The organism is Parapedobacter sp. (genome assembly GCF_035556095.1).
GTDB lineage: Bacteria > Bacteroidota > Bacteroidia > Sphingobacteriales > Sphingobacteriaceae > Parapedobacter.
Genome location: NZ_DATMFT010000002.1, coordinates 27,978 through 41,402, shown reverse-complemented (window position 1 = coordinate 41,402; position 13,425 = coordinate 27,978). Strand labels below are relative to the sequence as shown.

At 46.1% G+C, this 13,425-nt stretch carries 12 protein-coding genes; 2 read left to right on the top strand and 10 right to left on the bottom strand.

Going from position 1 to position 13,425, the window contains the following annotated elements:
* Positions 1-200: 200 nt before the first annotated feature.
* From VNQ80_RS00365 to VNQ80_RS00325, 9 genes are all read right to left on the bottom strand, one after another.
* Positions 201-488 carry a HigA family addiction module antitoxin gene (locus tag VNQ80_RS00365; RefSeq protein WP_325635204.1) on the bottom strand — a complete coding sequence of 96 codons (288 nt, stop codon included), beginning with the start codon at positions 486-488 and terminating at the stop codon, positions 201-203.
* A gap of 36 nt (positions 489-524) precedes the next feature.
* Positions 525-830, bottom strand: coding sequence for a type II toxin-antitoxin system RelE/ParE family toxin (locus tag VNQ80_RS00360; RefSeq protein WP_325635202.1), 306 nt, complete (start codon positions 828-830; stop codon positions 525-527).
* 126 nt (positions 831-956) lie between these two features.
* On the bottom strand, positions 957-1,151 hold the full coding sequence (locus tag VNQ80_RS00355; protein WP_325635200.1) for a hypothetical protein: 195 nt from the start codon (positions 1,149-1,151) through the stop codon (positions 957-959).
* A gap of 96 nt (positions 1,152-1,247) precedes the next feature.
* Positions 1,248-2,354 (bottom strand): hypothetical protein, encoded by a 1,107-nt coding sequence (locus VNQ80_RS00350; RefSeq protein ID WP_325635198.1) that lies wholly within the window; start codon positions 2,352-2,354, stop codon positions 1,248-1,250.
* 131 nt (positions 2,355-2,485) lie between these two features.
* Complete coding sequence (locus VNQ80_RS00345) at positions 2,486-3,286, bottom strand: hypothetical protein (RefSeq protein ID WP_325635196.1); 801 nt, start codon at positions 3,284-3,286, stop codon at positions 2,486-2,488.
* Positions 3,287-3,358: 72 nt separating this feature from the next.
* The gene (locus VNQ80_RS00340) at positions 3,359-4,519 is read right to left on the bottom strand and encodes a restriction endonuclease subunit S (protein WP_325635191.1); all 1,161 of its coding nucleotides are present in this window, start codon (positions 4,517-4,519) and stop codon (positions 3,359-3,361) included.
* Positions 4,519-5,979: a class I SAM-dependent DNA methyltransferase gene (locus tag VNQ80_RS00335; RefSeq protein WP_325635189.1), complete on the bottom strand. Its 1,461-nt coding sequence runs from the start codon at positions 5,977-5,979 to the stop codon at positions 4,519-4,521. Before VNQ80_RS00335 ends, VNQ80_RS00340 begins: the two co-directional genes overlap by 1 nt.
* Before the next feature lie 96 nt (positions 5,980-6,075).
* Positions 6,076-6,648, bottom strand: a complete 573-nt coding sequence (locus VNQ80_RS00330; protein WP_325635187.1) for an outer membrane beta-barrel protein — start codon at positions 6,646-6,648, stop codon at positions 6,076-6,078.
* Between the two features lie 117 nt (positions 6,649-6,765).
* Positions 6,766-7,776 carry a WYL domain-containing protein gene (locus tag VNQ80_RS00325; protein ID WP_325635185.1) on the bottom strand — a complete coding sequence of 337 codons (1,011 nt, stop codon included), beginning with the start codon at positions 7,774-7,776 and terminating at the stop codon, positions 6,766-6,768.
* Positions 7,777-7,894: 118 nt separating this feature from the next.
* Between VNQ80_RS00325 and VNQ80_RS00320 the strand changes: the two genes are divergently transcribed.
* Positions 7,895-11,296: a TM0106 family RecB-like putative nuclease gene (locus VNQ80_RS00320; RefSeq protein ID WP_325635183.1), complete on the top strand. Its 3,402-nt coding sequence runs from the start codon at positions 7,895-7,897 to the stop codon at positions 11,294-11,296.
* Between the two features lie 18 nt (positions 11,297-11,314).
* On the opposite strand, the gene VNQ80_RS00315 is transcribed toward VNQ80_RS00320, so the two are convergent.
* Positions 11,315-12,373: a PIN domain-containing protein gene (locus VNQ80_RS00315; RefSeq protein ID WP_325635181.1), complete on the bottom strand. Its 1,059-nt coding sequence runs from the start codon at positions 12,371-12,373 to the stop codon at positions 11,315-11,317.
* A gap of 451 nt (positions 12,374-12,824) precedes the next feature.
* Here VNQ80_RS00315 and VNQ80_RS00310 point away from each other — a divergent pair, with 451 nt between their 5' ends.
* A complete protein-coding gene (locus VNQ80_RS00310; protein WP_325635179.1) occupies positions 12,825-13,415 on the top strand; it encodes a GNAT family N-acetyltransferase in 591 nt (196 codons plus the stop codon).
* Positions 13,416-13,425 lie beyond the last annotated feature (10 nt).

Genomic DNA, 13,425 nt, shown 5'->3' with positions numbered 1-13,425 from the left:
CCAGCTTCTTTTCGTTCCGTTGCCGGATGGTTTTGCTGACCCGTTCGGTTGTCAGGATTTGTTTTAAGGCAAAGGTGGGGTGTTGTTATGCAAGGGATGTGCACAGCAGTGGCTGGGTATTGAGACATACTTGGCATTCGCAGCAGGTAGGACGCAATATTTCTTTCTCCGGGCGGTGAAAAAAATCTGACTGATTGCCGTCACACCGCTTCCAACGCCCTTGCCTGCTGCAATTCCCAGGCGCTTTGCAGCCCCATCCAGTAATCCGCGCTGATGCCCAGCAGCTTTTCCAGCCGTACGGCCGTGCGCGCCGAAAGGTTTCGCTTTCCGGCGAAGATTTCACTCAGGTGGCCCGGCTGGATACCTAAAAAACGAGCTACCTCCTTTTTGACCAAGCCCCGTTCCTCGATTTCTTCCAAAAGGAATTCACCGGGGTGGAATGCGGGGATATCCAATGCTTCTCCGTTTTTGTTTACTACATTGTCCATGTTTTCCCGATATGGTGGAAATAGGAATGATGATGGTTAACCGTAATGGTTTGACAATTCCTCCACTGCCAGAATTTCAATGCGCTCATTATTATCGATTCGAAAGATGATCCGCCAGCCTTTGTTTACCCGAATCGAGTAGCGCCCCTTGCGTGTGCCCGATAGCTTTTCGAAATGGAGCGACTTGATTGCCCGTAGATCGTTGGAGTCTTTCGCTGATTTCATTTGAGCGATCTTCCGGAGGAAACCACTGATCACTTCTCTTGGGAATTTTGGTTTCCCTGTTTCCTTACCGTTTCGTATCACCCATTCAAGGTAGTCATCCTCGATAATAATCTGCATTGCTAAACCTTATTATTCACCAATCATTCTATTCCCATAATCATTTCCTTGTTTTTGTTTACGTATAACAAAGGTAAAGAGAATAATCATAATTACCAAAATGTGGTAATTGTTTTGAATTCGTGATTAATGTAAAACTTGTTTAATAGCCATGCCTGTGGCGGAATAGCCGTCATTCGGATACTTATGGTTGGAGAGGTAAGATGGTATATATTCGATCTTCAAGTTGATGATCCCATCAGCACCGAGGGCTTTGGCTTCCTCGACCAGCATGGAAACAGCCGATTCGGCAGTGTACCGGATGTATAAACGACAGCACAAAATTATACAAGTAGCTACTCAGTAATTAACTGGATGTTGTGTTGTCTGTTAACAATTCGATAAAGCTTAGCATGATCGAGAACGCTTGTTGTATCGTCATAGGATTTTTTTAATTTTTGAATACACTTGCGAGTTATCCACAAATATCTTAATTATAAAACCGTCAACCTCGACATCAAATCCTTCGCCGTCTGATTCACTTCTTTCGGCAACTTCTCCAAATGCGGCCTGTATATCCTTATAAACTTCATACGTGTTTAATTCAGAATCAAAAATCAAGTTGCCGTGGTTAACAATTATGGAATCTAAACTGCTATCACTAAAAAAGTACTCATACTGCCCGAAAAAACCATCTATCGTATTCAATCCCAGCGTTTTTACCCAATTATATCCAGGTATCGTTTCCGGTACGCTATTGGAGATTAGGGGGGGCACCCATTTATCAGTTTCAATGCCATTGTAAGCATGGAAGGTTCCTATGCTGTTAGCAATATGGTCTTTGCTGATATCATTAAATATAGAGCTTATCAATCCGGATCCTGCGACGGTTGTTGTGTAATGAAATTCCTTGTTAGCACCAGTCTCCATGACGATGAAAGTTTTGGGGCCTGTCTCTGCGGCTTTGATCTGAAAGTGATGCTTTTCTCTAGTGTTGATAATACTCCCATCAAAAGATTTGAGAACATAGCTTTTGTTGGTTGGTGAGTAAAAATAAAATTCCAAATCTTCCCCTGGTTTATATAATGGTTTTGAAAACTTAAACCTAAGCTCCCCATAGTAAGGGTTAAGGGTGGACTGCCCTCCCTCACTTCCTTCGGTTGAGTTTAAATCATTCGCAGTTACCCTATGCGTCAGGTACAATGTTTTATCGCCCGATCCGTTCCATTTAACAGTCTTAATAATCCGGTTGTTTATCATCAGTCGAATCTCGAAATTACCCACCGGATTACTAAAAGTTTGCATGCCCAATTTTATTTCATCGCCTATTTTGACAGATTCCCGTATCTGGTATAACGCATGTTTTGTTTCCAGGATTTGCCTGACCTCTTCGAAACTGTAATAGCTCACCTGGCTCTCTGCGCCACCAGGACTGAAAATGAATGTAGCGAGACCTGTTTGGTTGAGGGTTGGTGTTTCTTTTTTACCACACGTTATTATCAGTAGTGAGAACAAAAAAAGTGTTGTTGGTAATCTGTTTTTCATAGTAAGTTAATAATTATTTACACGGTCCACGCAGTGTGTAATTTGAACTCCGTCAATCTAAGCTTAACGTTGCCTTGCGTTCATCCTCTATGTGTATCAAATAATGTGGCGGTAAATAACAATATGCCCCGCTATCCTTTAATCTTACCGAAATATGCCTTTTGCTTTTCCGTTAAAGGTTCGTTTGTTTTTATATCGTATCTCTCCGCGACATCTGGAAATGTCCAATCTATGCCGTCCTTTTTGCAATAGAATTTGTACAATTCAAAAGCAAAGGATTTGGTAAATCCGATAATTGTATCAAATGTGGTTTTGGAGGCTTTCAACCGAAGTGTGGATTCATCTATTTGTTCAATATCAAAATAGGCTTTGATAAATTGTTCGCATTTCTTAAGGTCGATGTCATATGCGCTTAAATAGTCCTGATTGCATTTGAATTCTTCCGTCTGATTTAAAATGCTTTCATTATGGGTGAAAGCATTTCTTACTTTGCAAAAACAAAATAAGAACGTGATCATATTGAAGCCAAATGGTGTTTGGGTGTTGTTTAACGCAACATCGAGCTTATTGACAACATTCTTAATGTTAACATTCTTTTTGCTGTTTATGAGTAGAAGTGACCCTAAGAAATCGGCAAGCCTCTCATATGTCTCGATCAGATAATGTTTGTATACAGATGATTTTATCTCGTCTATTTCCCTAATATATTCTTCCTTTCCGTAAAAGGATAATCTCTTGTAATCAACAAGCCAATTTTTATCCGATAAATTGCTCCAATCACGGATAGAAATTGTCGATAAATTTAGGAAGTCACCGCCTTCTTCCAACTGTTTTAGATCCTGTTCAATTAATTTCTCAATTTTGACACACGTGAATTTGTATGTCTCAAGTTTTGAGAACAGACTATCTAAGTCTTCCTTGTACTTATTCATAATAGATTATTATTATTATCGGCTTTCATATCGGCGGTAGTAAAATGCAATATTCTGATTTTTACCCCTGTATCATTTAACCAGGGCACTTTTAAACACCCGCTGCAACAGCGACTGGAACAACTCTTCCGATTTCTCCGCATTTGCTTCCGCTTTTAGTTGATTGATGATTTCTATTCTAGTAGCGAATTGGCGTTGAAGTTCAATCGGGGGGACGCTGAAATATAGTTTAGAAAAGAAATTAACAGGCACTCTTTTCTGACCAGCACTCCCGGTCATGTTCAATTCAGCGTCTTTTCGCACTTTAGGCATTGACAACCAATAGTAAATAAATTCAGCGACAATTTTCTCGTTCGGTCTAAGTACATGAAACTCTGTAGAGCCAAAACCAATTCCTCGCACAAGATTCCGTGCAATAGCCCCTTTTCCGTTTTCCATACATGGAGTGATCTTAGCAAAAAGAACATCATTTTCTCGAAAGTAAGTAAAGCCCGTTCTAACCTCTTCGTACGATTTAGATAATGTTAGGTTCAATTCTCCAGTTTCACCTACATGCGCCATAGGAATAAAAGAGACTTTGGAATCATTGTTGATTGTGACCTCCTTCTTACTCGGATTTATCACAATCTCATCGAATAAAGTAGTTAGATTTTGGTTTAAATATTCGCCGAACATTTCAATAAAAATCGCTTGGGCGAGTTCATCGTATTTTTTCAGCAGTTCCTGGTCCTTGCGGCGCAGGGCATCGGCTTTGTCGAGCATGTCGGCAATGCGTTGCTGGACGGGTAAGGGAGGGAGGGGGATTTTAAAATCTCTAATACTATTTCTGCTAACTTCCAAAAATGTGGTACTGTTACCCAACTTTTTTATTGCTGGGATAGATGACTTTAGACAATAGGCCAAATAGCGATTAAGAACCCGCTCTCCACATACAAAGTTGACGAATCCTTGATTTGTAGTTAAAACATTAGCAGTAATTCCAATCTTCCCGATACTGGCTCTACTTGAAAACACTACGCTACCTTTGGGTAATACTTTGAGTTTTGTTTTTGCTATTGCCGTATTCGTTATCTTACGCTCTGTGTTGCTGACTATACTTATTTCGCCCACCTCGGGCAAGTCAGATGGGCTTAACCATAAAATGTCGCCGTTCCAAAAATCGGATTCTTTCGTAGACGGCGTTGAACCTCCGAATATCTCACAAACATCCCCTAATCTAACCTTCTCCCACATCACAGCACCTCCTTCAATTGTGCCAACAATTCCCGACGTTCAGCATCCAGTTGCTCGATCTGGGCGATGATGGTTGCCGGGGCTTCGTACTGCACTTCTTCATACACCACCTCCTTATACCGGTTGATGCTGAGGTCGTACTTGTTTTCGCGGATTTCTTCCACCGGTACGAGGAAACTCCGCTCGGTGCGGGCGCGACCTGCCTCGTCCGCGGGCTGATGGTAACGGCTGATGATATCGGGAATGTCATTCTGCGTTACCGCGCTCCGCTTGTCGTCCAGGCTGTAGCCGTCGGCCTTCATGTCGTAAAACCACACCTTGTCTGTGCCGCCGCTGTTGGTTTTGGTAAACAGCAGAACGGCGGTGCTGACCCCAGCGTATGGCTTGAAAACCCCGCTGGGCATGGAGATGACCGCCTGCAACCGCTGCTCGTCAATAAGTGCCTTCCTAATCTGCTGGTGGGCTTTGCTGCTGCCGAAGAGCACGCCATCCGGCACGATGACCGCCGCGCGGCCACCGAGTTTCAGCCCTTTGATGATGAGGCCGAGAAATAACAGCTCCGTCTTCGTGCTGTCTACGATCTGCCGGATTTTATCGTCCACGGCATCCTTGTCCAGGCTGCCCTTGAACGGCGGATTGGCCAGTACCAGCGTAGCCCGCTCCTGGAAGTCGGTATTCGCCTCGCTGAGCGAATCCACGTCACGGAGGTTCGGGTTTTCGATGCCATGCAGGATCATATTCATCGCCCCGATGCGGATCATCGTGGGGTCGAATTCCATCCCCATAAACATCCGCTCGTTGAAATGTTTGCGGTGGTTTTCATCGTATAGTGCCTCCTCATGCCGCTCGCGGACATATTCGCTGGCCACGGTGAGGAAGCCGCAGGTGCCGGCACTGGGATCACACACGACGTCGTCCACCTGGGGCTGCACTAGCTCCACCATCATGCGGATGATGTGGCGGGGTGTGCGGAATTGTCCGTTCTTGCCCGCCGAGGCGATCTTGCTGAGCAGGTATTCATACAGGTCGCCGTTGGTATCGCGATCGCTCATCTCCACTTTGGTGAGCATATCCACCACCATGGCCAGCAGCCGAGGCGTGGGGATCATGAACGTGGCACCCTTCATGTATTTGCTGAAGGTGGCATTGCGCGCACCGACGTTGCGCATGAATTCAAAGACGCCGTTCGGCTGAATAAATAACTGAAACATCGTATCGGGGTCGCGGTCTTTGAAGCGGCTCCATCGCAGGTCGTACTCATCTGGGTTATAGATGGGCTGCTCGATGGATCGCTTCAGCAGGTTGGCCTTATTTTCTTTCTGATGCTGCAATTCGTCCAGCCGTTTGATGAACAGCAGGTAGGTCATCTGCTCGATGACGGTGAGTGGGTTGGAAAGGCCTCCGGTCCAGAAGGCGTCCCATATTCGGTCTATTTGTGATCTAAGTTCTCCAGTTAGCATACGGTTTTGATATTACTATTTTTCGTTTGCACAAAGATAGCATTATAACAGTGCAACCTATTTGCATAGCATAAAATCCATGTATTTTAGTAGGTATTACCTCAATCGATAACTCAGCCCGACCGTTGGGTGTACAGTCTGTATCTTACGCTCCATATAATCCCCCCTGTTGTTGGATGTCAGCATATCCAGATTGATGGACAGCGACCATTTCCGTGCAAGGTGGGTTCGCACCCCAACGCCTACACTGTATGCGAAGCCCACACCGTCTACTTTGTAGCCCTCGAGATCCATATTGGCCGCGGAGTATCCGATCTGCAGCCGCGCGTCGAAATCAGCGTGGTTTCCGATCCGGCTGCTGACCAGCGGGCCTGCCAATAGTCCGCCGTATGACCACATGCCGTCGGGTATTCCGAATGGGCTGCCGTCGATGACGTGCGCGCCTCCAAACCAGTTGGCCGCGATACCGAAACGTCCGTTGAAGAGATAACCAAAGTTGATCAGCGACAGGTTTACCCCTGTATTGGCAAACGCTTCCTCTTTGAATTCGCCAATTGGAAAGGACGGACCGATGCTGATTCCGATATATCCTTTGCGTTGGGGTTCCTGTGCCATGGATGGCAGCGATAGCAGCGTGCATAGCAGGAGTAATGTAAAGTTTTGTTTCATCGTACTGTGTTTTTAAGTTTACTGTTTAATTGATGTGCAATATTCGGATACAGCTGTGCAGTCTACTTGCACAGGAAGTAGATACTCTTTACACAATCTCGTACATTTCTGCCGTTATTATCCGTAAAGTCTCCTGATCCGCTCAACCTGCTCTTTCAACCCATCACGCACCGCTGCCGGCCCCAGAATTTCCACCTGATCGCCATAACCCAGCATCACTGCATAGAACTCGTAATTGGGGATGATGTCCAGCTTGACGTCCACCCAATCTTCGGTCTGCTTGGTAATCGCCTGCGAGGGGTGGATGGGTTTGGACGCGATATACGGCCAGACAGGGCGATATACCCGCATGTCCACGCGTATGCTCGGTTGATGTGGCGGTTTGCTCACCCCGACGATATCCTCAAAATATTCTTCCAGGTCTATCGCACACGCCATATAGGCTGTGTTTGGAAGTAGCTGGATAGCCTGTATACGATCAAGCGCAAGGTTGGTGAGCGAATCAAATCCTTCGCACTGCCCAAAAAGGAACCACCGATTGTTGTATTGTTTCAGCAGGTAAGGATGTAGGATATAACGCTCGGGTGCAGGCTGACTGAAAGGCTGGTATTCGATAGCCAATACTTCCCGCCGCTGGATGTGTTGGAACAAGGGTCCCAGTAACTCCAGGTTGGTAAGGTATTCGTTGTGGTCAAACTGGATCGCGGCCATGTTGCTGTCATCCAGCGCGAAGGTCTTGCGCAGCTTGAGCGTCAGCTCCGGGATAAACTCGAAGGGTGGCATGCCTTTAAAACGCCCGAGGATTTCCAGCGCAGTTTTGAGCTGTCCGGCTTCGGTGGCATTAATTGGTTGTTTATGGATAGAGAAATCGGAATCTGCATACCGGTAATACAGGCGCTTGCCATCGCGATGGCCGATGATGGGAGCAGCGAACCCAGCCTCGCTTTTCATGAAGTCCATGTCGTTGAACAGCATGCGCCGAGACACGGTGGTTGTGCGTCCGTCATAATCATACAGCGCACGGCTGCATGCTTCCATCAGGTCTTCTATGTAATATCGCCGACCCGGATTGGCGAAGCAGCGGTCTAATGCCTGATAGCGTATCGTCGCGTTTTTGTTGGTGGCCATTGTCGTTTTTCTGTCTATGACAAAGATAAAGGATTCCTGTGCAAAAAGACTGCACAGGAAAGGAGTTGATTTGCATTAGAAAATAGGTAATATTGCAATACAGCTAACTAAACAAACAATGAACCTAACGAACGATACGCTCGAACTTTCAGCAAGCGACCTTTCTAATCACATCGCCTGCAACCACCTGAGCTTTTTGAACCTGTCCATGGCAAAAAGGGAAATCGCGGCTCCGGAATACCGTGACCCTATGCTGGCCTTGCTACAGGAACGGGGTCAGGAATTTGAAGATGCTTATCTAAACAGCTTGCGTGAACAAGGGAAACAAGTGGATATAGTGTCTTCGGAAGGAGCCGATGAAACGGCGTTTGAGCATACGGTGGCCGCCATGAGGGCCGGTAAGGATGTGATTTATCAGGGTACCTTACGGAGCGGACGATGGACGGGACGGGCAGATTTCTTAGAGCGGGTAGATAAGCCGAGTGCGCTGGGTGCTTGGTCATACGAAGTAGTGGATTCCAAGCTGGCGAAAGAAACGCGCACGGGAACACTGTTGCAGTTATGCTTATATGCGGAAGTCGTGGCTGAAATACAGGGCGTAATGCCCGAGTATGTGCACGTCATCACACCGGAAGACGGATTTAAAAGACTTTCCTACCGCGTGGATGACTACCTGGCCTACTACCGGTTAGTGAAACGAAATCTGGAAAGATTCATTGAATCCGACGATATACCGGCTACCTATCCTGTCCCGGTAGCCCATTGCGACATCTGCCGGTGGTGGCAATCCTGCGTGGGCAAACGGAGGGCGGATGACCATCTGTCGCTGGTGGCCGGCCTTGCTAATGCGCACGTGAAGCAAATCAATGGATGGCAGGTTAATACGTTGGCGAGCTTTGCACAAATGCAACTACCACTTCCTAAACCAGATAAAGGCGCCAAAGAAACGTATGCCCGACTAAGGGAACAGGCACGCGTACAGCTGGAAGCCCGTGAAAAGGAGGAAATGGTCTACGAATGCCTCCCGCTCGCAACCGACCGGGGCCTGGCACGCTTGCCCGAACCCTCGCGGGGGGATGTGTTTTTTGATTTCGAGGGCGACCCGTTTGTGGGCACTTCGGGAATGGAATACTTGTTCGGATTTGTTTTTGAATATGCTCCCGGAGAATATTGTTCTTTTTGGGCGTTCTCACCCGAACAGGAAAAAGCTGCTTTTGAATCGTTCATGGACCTCATGATGGAAAACTGGGAACGTTATCCTGATTTTCACATCTACCATTTTACCGGATATGAAACCGGGGCACTGAAGAGGCTGGCGGGTAAATATGGGACACGCGAGGAAGAGGTTGACCGCTTGCTGCGGGGCCAACGGTTCGTTGATTTGCACAGCATCACCCGGCAGGCGCTGCGGGCAGGTGTGGAAACGTATTCCCTCAAGGAATTGGAGCAGTTTCATGGATTTATCAGGCAACTTGAACTCCGTGAGGCTTCGTCCCAACTGCGTTTACTGGAAGGGCTGTTGGAAAGGAACAATGTGGCCGCCATCACCGATGAAACGAAGCAGGCTGTAGAACAGTATAATAAGGAAGATTGCCTATCGACGAGGGAATTGAGAGTGTGGCTTGAACAGTTGAGAAGCGAACAGATACTAGGTGGTTCCGATATCCCGAGACCACCACTTGGAGAAGGCACACCAAGTGAGGGGTTGACAGAATATCAGGAAAAAATCAAGCCGGTGTTTGACGCCCTGATGATTGGTATTCCAGTCGACCGTGCAGAACGGACCGAAGAACAACAGGCCCGATGGTTGTTGGCGCATATGCTGGATTGGTACAGGCGGGAGAAAAAGACACTTTGGTGGGAATACTTCAGGTTAACAGCGATGCCTGATGAAGAATTGCTGGAGGAAAAATCGGCACTTTCGAGCTTACGATTTACTGGGCAACGCGTGCCTGATAAGAGAAGCGTAGTTGATACGTATGTTTTCCCTGTTCAGGATGTTGATCTGAAACCGGGGGATAGTTTACGTTCCGGGGACGGAGACAGTCTTGGGGAGGTTATGGCCATTGATTTAAGTTTGAGCATAATTACCATAAAAAAGGGGGCAACAAAAGCCGATATCCATCCGACATCGGTATTTGAACATTCGACAATAAATCAAGGTGTGAAAGAAGCCGCTGTTTTCCGAATAGCAGAGTGGGTGGCGACAAATGGAATCGACGCCGAGGGAGACTACCGTGCAGGTAGGGATTTATTATTGAATCATGTACCTCGCACCGCGGCACCCTTTATAAGCGATAAGCTCCCACAGGAAAAAGCAGTGGAGTGGGTTTTAGCGTTAGATAACGGAGTGTTACCTATCCAGGGTCCTCCGGGCGCAGGCAAAAGCCATACCGCCGCGAATATGATTCTTAGTTTAATTCAATCGGGTAAAAAAGTCGGCATAACCGCATTGAGCCACAAGGTTATCGTCGGTCTAATGTTGAAAGTGCTGAAATTTGCCTCCGACCGCGGTATCCAGCTACACTGCATCAAAGCGGGTGCAGCAGGTGTTGATGATTCCCAATCGGATATAACTGTTTATAAGGACAACGGAACTGGTGCAAAAGGAGCTGCAGCGCCGGGTGTGCAACTTATCGGCGGTACGCCATTCCTTTGGTCAAGGGAAGACATGGCGGCAAGCGTCGATGTACTATTTGTGGATGAAGCCGGACAGCTGTCGCTGATCGACACTGTCGCTGTTTCGCAGGCGGCCAAAAATCTGGTACTGTTGGGCGATCCACAGCAATTGAAACAGCCGCAACAGGGAAGCCATCCGGAAGGAACGGAAGTGTCTGCACTTGAACACATCCTTCAGGGTACGCAAACAATAACCCCTGATAAGGGAATTTTCCTTGATGAAACGTGGCGGCTCCATCCCTCGATATGCGCGTTCGTTTCCGAACTTTTTTATGAGAACAAATTGCACTCGAGATCAGAATTGGCTCAACAAAACATTTCGGGAAATACCCGCTTCAACGGCTCTGGATTGTGGTTTGAAGATGTCGCTCATGTGGGTAATCAAAATTGCGCCGTTGAAGAAGTCGAACACGTGGCCGAGATCATCCGAGAATTAGCCAAAGGCGATGTCATTTATACCGATGCCGAAGGTAAAAAGCATATCGTTGGAATTGACCATATTAAGGTGATTGCACCTTATAATGCACAGGTTGCATTGCTGAAAAGCAAACTGCCCGATGGACTACAGGTGGGCACGGTCGATAAATTCCAGGGACAGGAAGCGCCCATCGTTATCTTCTCACTGGCGACTTCCTCGCCGGAAGATGCTCCGCGTGGGATGGAATTCCTATATAGCTTAAACCGTCTGAACGTGGCGGTTTCGCGCGCAAGGGCAATCTTTATCCTCGTAGGAAATCCATCATTGTTCGAGCCGGATTGTCGGAGCGTGCAGCAAATGAAATTAGCGAATGCGTTTTGCAGGTATCTGGAGATGGCCAACATAATATCAAATAACAACTAAAGACAATATTGTTTGAAGTCAAAACGGTGTTTCATATTGAGCATTTATGTTGGGAATCGACAAATCTAAGATCATCATGTGTTTATCTACAACAACATTCACCTCAAATGTGATCTGCCGCTCATATTCCCCTTGCGAACGCACCTCTATGTCTTCGTCAAATTTGATTTCGATTAACTCCGCGTCAATAACAGCTTCAAACGTAGCTTCAATATTTGTATTTCCGTATTCCTCAGACTTATTGAAATCAGTTACTCGAATTGAACGTAAGTTCGTTATCTTCGGAAGAAATTTCGTACCCGGATGTTGTCTAAAATCGGAGGAAAAAATCCCATTGTGAGCCCAATCGACTTCATTCTTAAGGTAATCAACGATTGATTGCCAACTCTTTTGAAGAAGGAAATCCGCATATTCCTTAGGCACGGTCAAGTCCGCTTCAATTTGAGCTTTAGTGTGTCTATCTTCGACAACCGCTAAATCAAGTGCGTTGGCGAAGTCTCTTAGAGAACGAAACCATGTTACTTGCCAAGATCCCGCTAAACTTGGATGAAGGATATGGCTTTCTTTCGATATCGAAAAATCCCTAACATTGTTGCTTACAAACACGCAATTTTTCAATGATCGTTTGGTTGCATAGAAAGCATAGCAATACCAGATCATTGCATCTTTAAATTCATTTCTATTTTGAAAAAATGGAGGTTCCTTTTTTATCGCCGAATCAGTTATTTTATCAAAAATATCGTTATTTCGAGGGATGATCGTAACCTTATTTCTTAGGTGTCGCCTGTAAAAATCGATCAGGTTTTCAGTCAAATGATCTGGATTAATACTAAACTTCAAATTTGTCTTGTGTTCCGATATTTGGCGTAACAAAGCGTATTGACTTTTGATCTCCTTGTCTATTGAAAACAGTCTGGATTTCTGTAACTCACACAGTTCGGACAAAACAACTTCTGAAACGAAAATATTGATTTTCTCTGCCTCGCGTAGTTTTAACAGAATTTGATTTGAAGTCTTTAAATAGGGGTCTCCAAACAGGATATTTGTGTCAAGAAATACATTTAGCATATCGTTCATGAATGAAAGATTGAAATTCAACAGTCAAGAGATAGAGTTAGGACAACATCAATTATTCGGATTACAGTCATGCTAAGATAGGAAAGAAATCGGGATTTGTCCTCCCTCCAGTCGGTTCATTCGACCGCTGCGACACTCGCTAATCTCATTCACCCACTTCCGGAAACGCGCGGCAAGCATATTCACTCAATCAACCGTCCCTCATCTTTTCCGGAAGTCTCTTTCGCATACACACGCCTTTTTATCCTGATGTCTTTTCTGATTTAGGAGGGTATCCATTGGTCATTTAGAACAGATGCCCACTATCACTGGTTTGGTAAACTTACAAATAATCACGAATTTGTGGCATTTTTAGTTGTAAAACCGTTGTCTTATATAAAAGCTAAAGTCATATAAGCTACGATACGATTGTCTATGAAATGCCGAATCTCGGCAACCCTGTGAAAAAATCATGATGCTTGCAACACACCAAGACAAACCCTTGTTGGTACACTTGTTATCCCAAGCCTTCGCGGCCAACGGCAGCGTCAATTATGTAGTTGGGGACGGCGATGGCCAATTGAAGCGCATTCGCGCGTTAATGGAATATTCTATCGAGCTCTGCTTTCGTTTTGGCAATGTATACCTTGACGAGGACCGTGCAGCCTGTGCACTGGTATTGTACCCGCATCGCAAGCGGAGAACATTGAAATCGGTAGCGTTGGATGCACAGTTGGCCTTTCGTGCTATTGGGTTGCACAGAATCTGCCGTGTATTACGGCGGGAGGAGCAAATCAAAAAGATACAGCCGAAAGAAGATATGGCTTACCTCTGGTTCATTGGCGTGGATCCGGCCCGGCAACACGCAGGCATTGGCAGTACCCTTTTGCAGAGTGTGATTGACGTGGCGTCACGAGACGGGCTGCCAGTTTATCTGGAAACCTCCGTCACAGAGAACCTGCCGTGGTACCAACGGTTCGGGTTCACAATCTATGGTTCGCTCGATATGGGTAGTCATACGTTGTATTTCATGCGGCGGATGCCAGCAAAGATGGGAGGATAGATGCTGCTGT

Bases quoted from the DNA above. Each gene is read 5' to 3' on its own strand.
- VNQ80_RS00365 (WP_325635204.1), bottom strand. From the start codon at position 488: ATGGACAATGTAGTAAACAAAAACGGAGAAGCATTGGATATCCCCGCA.
- VNQ80_RS00360 (WP_325635202.1), bottom strand. From the start codon at position 830: ATGCAGATTATTATCGAGGATGACTACCTTGAATGGGTGATACGAAAC.
- VNQ80_RS00350 (WP_325635198.1), bottom strand. From the start codon at position 2,354: ATGAAAAACAGATTACCAACAACACTTTTTTTGTTCTCACTACTGATA.
- VNQ80_RS00345 (WP_325635196.1), bottom strand. From the start codon at position 3,286: ATGAATAAGTACAAGGAAGACTTAGATAGTCTGTTCTCAAAACTTGAG.
- VNQ80_RS00340 (WP_325635191.1), bottom strand. From the start codon at position 4,519: ATGTGGGAGAAGGTTAGATTAGGGGATGTTTGTGAGATATTCGGAGGT.
- VNQ80_RS00335 (WP_325635189.1), bottom strand. From the start codon at position 5,979: ATGCTAACTGGAGAACTTAGATCACAAATAGACCGAATATGGGACGCC.
- VNQ80_RS00330 (WP_325635187.1), bottom strand. From the start codon at position 6,648: ATGAAACAAAACTTTACATTACTCCTGCTATGCACGCTGCTATCGCTG.
- VNQ80_RS00325 (WP_325635185.1), bottom strand. From the start codon at position 7,776: ATGGCCACCAACAAAAACGCGACGATACGCTATCAGGCATTAGACCGC.
- VNQ80_RS00320 (WP_325635183.1), top strand. From the start codon at position 7,895: ATGAACCTAACGAACGATACGCTCGAACTTTCAGCAAGCGACCTTTCT.
- VNQ80_RS00315 (WP_325635181.1), bottom strand. From the start codon at position 12,373: ATGAACGATATGCTAAATGTATTTCTTGACACAAATATCCTGTTTGGA.
- VNQ80_RS00310 (WP_325635179.1), top strand. From the start codon at position 12,825: ATGATGCTTGCAACACACCAAGACAAACCCTTGTTGGTACACTTGTTA.